At 36.7% G+C, this 5,247-nt stretch carries 5 protein-coding genes and 1 pseudogene; all 6 read left to right on the top strand.

The features are described from left to right. Positions 1-807: pseudogene (locus tag GIW82_RS14945) on the top strand (hypothetical protein); the annotation flags it as partial. 461 nt (positions 808-1,268) lie between these two features. Then, positions 1,269-2,204: a protein rep gene (locus GIW82_RS14635; protein ID WP_120482925.1), complete on the top strand. Its 936-nt coding sequence runs from the start codon at positions 1,269-1,271 to the stop codon at positions 2,202-2,204. A gap of 1 nt (position 2,205) precedes the next feature. Beyond that, positions 2,206-2,493, top strand: coding sequence for a hypothetical protein (locus tag GIW82_RS14630; protein ID WP_120482921.1), 288 nt, complete (start codon positions 2,206-2,208; stop codon positions 2,491-2,493). Between the two features lie 114 nt (positions 2,494-2,607). Beyond that, positions 2,608-2,670, top strand: a complete 63-nt coding sequence (locus GIW82_RS15060) for a tetracycline resistance efflux system leader peptide (protein WP_013762478.1) — start codon at positions 2,608-2,610, stop codon at positions 2,668-2,670. A gap of 33 nt (positions 2,671-2,703) precedes the next feature. After that, positions 2,704-4,086 (top strand): tetracycline efflux MFS transporter Tet(L), encoded by a 1,383-nt coding sequence (gene tet(L), locus GIW82_RS14620; RefSeq protein ID WP_031944040.1) that lies wholly within the window; start codon positions 2,704-2,706, stop codon positions 4,084-4,086. 495 nt (positions 4,087-4,581) lie between these two features. Beyond that, positions 4,582-5,247 (top strand): MobV family relaxase (gene mobV / locus GIW82_RS14615; protein WP_370456262.1); only part of this gene is annotated, 666 nt, incomplete at its 3' end.

The following is a 5,247-nucleotide window of genomic DNA, read 5'->3' as shown; positions in this document are numbered from 1 at the left end:
AAAGAAAGTATTCCCGAAATTTATCAAGACGGAATTTTGAACGATAAGACAATTGGTCTTGATGATATTGAATCAATAAAAAAACATTCAAAAGAAATTGAAGCGAAAAAAGCAGATATGAGCAAAGAACTTGAAGAGTTTTCTCGAAAAGAAAAAGAGGAAATGGTAAAGGATTTGGCGACATTCAAAAAGCCGGACGAGATAATTAAAAGAATAGATTCAACGTCTAAAGAATCGCTTCTTGGTGGTAAAACGAATTTAATTACAAAAGATTATAAGCAATTAATAAAAGTAGCAAAATCTGCAATCAAGGAAAAACAAAATTTATATAATTATAAAAAGGTTTCCAGTGAGAAAATTGGTGATTTAGAAGCGACTGTTCGGTTTGCCGATAGAAAGATTAAAAACCTAGAAGGAAAAAACGAAAATCTTGAAAAAGAGGTCGCTGGGCTTCAGGAGCACCGGATAAATGAAATTGTTTTTAAGAGCATGCTGCAAGATGATAATCGGGATTTAAATATTAGCCAGACGGAAATTGACGGGCGTCTTATCCTTTTCAATTTAGAGAATGGTCACGAACCACTAGACCGTGAGCAAGGGGAAAGGTGGAGCTCAACGCTAGAAGAAAACAAAAGGCTTAAAACAATCCCCCAGAGCCGTTTACAGAGGGGGCTGGATAAACTGAAGCAGTTTATTGAGAAATTCCTCGTGCGAGGTTTTTCAATGGATTCCGTTTTACAGAAAGTCGAGCAAGAAAAATCGAGAAAACCGAAAAACAAAAAGAAATCGCATGACCTGGAATTATGAAAGGCAAAGAAAGATGCCCCTGAAGGCTTCAGAATTCGTTCTGTGAGCTTTAGGGGCATTTTGTTAGGATTTATATGTATTTGTGTTTAAAGTGCTTAGAAAGGGCTTGTGGCGTTTTTAGAGGGGGTTAGAATTTGGTTTTGATCTTGATCTGATCTTGATCTTGGGTTTGGTTTTGAACTTGGTTTTGGTGTTTTGAGCGGAGCGAAAAAACATGCCTTTTCTTATCTTGATATAAGGGTAACATCTTCGATTTACCCTTAACGGTCTTGAGCCCTTGGTACATATGGCTTGAATACAAAAAAACTTGCAAAATTCCTAATAGTGTTCTAGACTTTGAGTTACCACACAAAAAGTCGAAACAGAAGGAAGGTGCAAGTTTTTAAGTGCCTTGATTGGCGTTTATTAACTTAAGTTATATGACTCAATATAAAGCAAAAACCAAAAAGAATCAAGATATTATGGTTAAATCCACAAAGAAAAAACGTAAAAATGGTGTATTAGCTTACTTTATGGAAAAGCTAGTTTCTGAAAACGTGGTCTCGGAAAATACTTTAAAACTCATAAGGGAGTGCAATACGTTCATGATGATGGTTGCTGATGAAAGTATGGAAAAGAAAAAACAGCATAAAGGCAACACATGCAAAAATCGTTTTTGCCCCATCTGTGCGTGGAAAAAATCTCGAAAAGATGCGTTGGCTTTGTCCGTCATGATGGCATATCTAAAGCAAGAAGAAAATAAAGAGTTTATCTTCCTGACGTTAACAGCACCAAACGTGCCAGCTGAGGAATTGGAAGATGAGATTAAAGACTATAATCATTCGTTTAAAAAGCTGATGGAACGCAAGGAAATTAAGAAGATTGTAAAGGGTTATGCTAGAAAATTAGAAATCACCTACAACGAAGAACGTGATGATTACCACCCACATTTTCATGTGCTGATTGCAGTCAACAAAAGTTATTTTACACAAACAGCTCAATATATCTCTCGGGATCGGTGGTTGGAGTTGTGGCAGCAAGTCACAAAAAATCCTCTGATTACACAAGTTGACGTGCGCAAAGTTCGCAACGGTCGGGACGATAAAGTTTACGAGATTGCTAAATACTCAGCGAAAGACAGCGACTATTTAATTAATCAAGAAGTTTTTGAGGTATTTTATAAAGCCTTGAAAGGAAAACGATTAATCGTATTTTCCGGGCTGTTTAAAGACGCCATGACCAAATTTAAAAATGGCGAATTAGATGGTTACAAAGAAAAAGACGTGACGAAGTATGTGTATGCCATCATGTATAACTGGGGCGGAAAAAAATATTTAGAACTCGAAAAAAGATATCTAACCGAGGAAGAAATGAAGGAAATTAACGGTCAACTCATTGATGAAAAGGAGGTTGATTAACATGAAAATTAGCAGACAAGCCGAAGCTGAATTCCCCGAATTTGATAGTCATGAACATGCTCGGAAATTTTTTAAAAATAAATACGGCGATAGTTTTGTTATGGCAAGTTCCGAAATGATCGGCGATGAAAAGGTTTATTTTTACCATTTGATTTTAGACAGACAACAATATTTTGATGGTTTTCAAAAACTCAAAGAAGATGGTTTTATAACGGATTCATTGGATTTCATGAATAGCTATCAACCAGTGGAAATTTTCGAAGATGGTAGGATACATGTAATTCACTAAAAATTAGAGTTGCTCAGCAAACGGGCCATTTAACGGAATAAGTGATGAAAACTGAATTTAAAACTTAGTCTGTATGTGGTAAAATGTTTCAATCAAGATTAGGAGGCATTAATTATGAAGTGCAATGAATGTAACAGGGTTCAATTAAAAGAGGGAAACGTATCATTAGCCCTATAAACTGCGTCTACCCTCATTATTGGAGGGCGAAATGTGAATACGTCTTATTCACAATCAAATTTACGACACAACCAAATTTTAATTTGGCTTTGCGTTCTATCTTTTTTTAGCGTATTAAATGAAATGGTTTTGAACGTCTCATTACCTGATATTGCAAATGATTTTAATAAACCACCTGCGAGTACAAACTGGGTGAACACAGCCTTTATGTTAACCTTTTCCATTGGAACAGCTGTATATGGAAAGCTATCTGATCAATTAGGCATCAAAAGGTTACTCCTATTTGGAATTATAATAAATTGTTTCGGGTCGGTAATTGGGTTTGTTGGCCATTCTTTCTTTTCCTTACTTATTATGGCTCGTTTTATTCAAGGGGCTGGTGCAGCTGCATTTCCAGCACTCGTAATGGTTGTAGTTGCGCGCTATATTCCAAAGGAAAATAGGGGTAAAGCATTTGGTCTTATTGGATCGATAGTAGCCATGGGAGAAGGAGTCGGTCCAGCGATTGGTGGAATGATAGCCCATTATATTCATTGGTCCTATCTTCTACTCATTCCTATGATAACAATTATCACTGTTCCGTTTCTTATGAAATTATTAAAGAAAGAAGTAAGGATAAAAGGTCATTTTGATATCAAAGGAATTATACTAATGTCTGTAGGCATTGTATTTTTTATGTTGTTTACAACATCTTATAACATTTCTTTTCTGATCATCAGTATTCTGTCATTCCTGATATTTGTAAAACATATTAGGAAAGTAACAGAACCTTTTGTTGAACCTGCACTGGGGAAAAATATTTCTTTTATAATTGGTGTCCTTTGTGGAGGACTTATATTTGGTACAGTAGCAGGGTTTATCTCTATGGTTCCTTACATGATGAAAGATGTACATCAACTAAGCACTGCTGCAATTGGCAGTGTGATTATTTTCCCTGGAACAATGAGCGTTATTATCTTCGGTTACATTGGTGGATTACTTGTTGATAGAAAAGGTCCATTGTACGTGTTAACCATTGGAGTTACATTTCTTTCCGTTAGCTTTTTAATTGCTGCCTTTTTTTTAGAAGTAACACCATGGTTACTGACAATTATATTAGTTTTTGTTTTTGGTGGGCTGTCATTCACCAAAACAGTTATATCTACAATTGTTTCAAGTAGTTTGAAACAAAAGGAAGCTGGTGCCGGAATGAGTTTGCTTAATTTTACCAGCTTTTTATCAGAGGGAACAGGTATTGCAATTGTTGGTGGTTTATTATCTGTACGCTTGCTGAATCAGAAGTTGCTACCTATGGACCTTGATCAATCCACTTACTTGTATAGTAATATGCTATTCCTTTTTACAGGAGTCGTTGTCACTAGTTGGCTGATCACCTTGAATGTATATAAACGAAGACAAATTCAATTTAAAAGTTGAATACCAGAGATAAATTAAATGACTTCTCGCTTTCTTAAGCAATCGGGCGCGATTGTTCAAGACCCGAAATATTTAAGAGGTGGCAAATTTGCCATCTCTTTTTATTTTCTTCAGCCAAAAGTGAAACTTGCTGCAGAAGAAAATACGTGGCAATTGTCAACGGTAAATGTCTGACTGAAGCGACAGCGAAAGGAATTTAAGGAGTTGATAATTTCGCTACACCCGAACCCTCTTGGCTCGTCAAAAGGCAACACCTTTTGACCTGCCAACCGGCGAGGGAGCCCCCTCAAAAAGTGAGGGGGTTGGGGGAGCTTTTTGGAGGGGGTCGAGGGAAACTTTTCCCTCGTGGGTTTGGGCAAAGCCCATGATTTTTTCTTTTGCTTTTGAACTTGGGGGAGCGGTTTTTGCTCCCTTGCTTTTCGCCTCGCAGAGCACGTCCAGAAGAATTCTGGTATACCGTGTTATACCAAATGGTTTTGGATTCCCTCGCCTGATGTGTTATTCTTAACCGAAAATGAGGTGTCCGAAATCGCTCACGTACAAAAATACACAAAAGCAAACATGCAAGGATTATCAATTCATTTAGACCGAAAAACTGAAAATCATTCAAACGAAGATATTGATATTGAGCGTTCACATTTGAATTACGATTTGTGCGAAAAAGAAGGCGATACACTTTCTCGAATGAATGAAAGGTTAGACGAGGTTTATTGCATGGATCGAAAAGATGTAAAGGCGTGTTGCTCTTGGGTTGTTACATTGCCCGAAAATCTCAAAGATGCACCCGATGAACACCAACGGAAATTCTTTGAAGAAACATACGGTTTTCTAGCCGATCGATACGGCGGTGAAAAAAATGTGTTGTCTGCAAATGTCCATAATGACGAAACGACTCCACACATGCACTTTGCTTTTATTCCTGTTGTTTACGACCCGAAAAAAGAACGTGAGAAAGTTTCTGCAAAATTAGTGATAAATCGAAATGAATTAAAGGTTTTTCATAAGGATTTGGATGTACATTTGAAAGAAAGTATTCCCGAAATTTATCAAGACGGAATTTTGAACGATAAGACAATTGGTCTTGATGATATTGAATCAATAAAAAAACATTCAAAAGAAATTGAAGCGAAAAAAGCAGATATGAGCAAAGAACTTGAAGAG

It is taken from the genome of Planomicrobium sp. YIM 101495, from assembly GCF_009707665.1.
Lineage (GTDB): Bacteria > Bacillota > Bacilli > Bacillales_A > Planococcaceae > Planococcus.
Note: the sequence above shows the minus strand (reverse complement) of the source record. Positions and strands in the feature narration are given on the sequence as shown.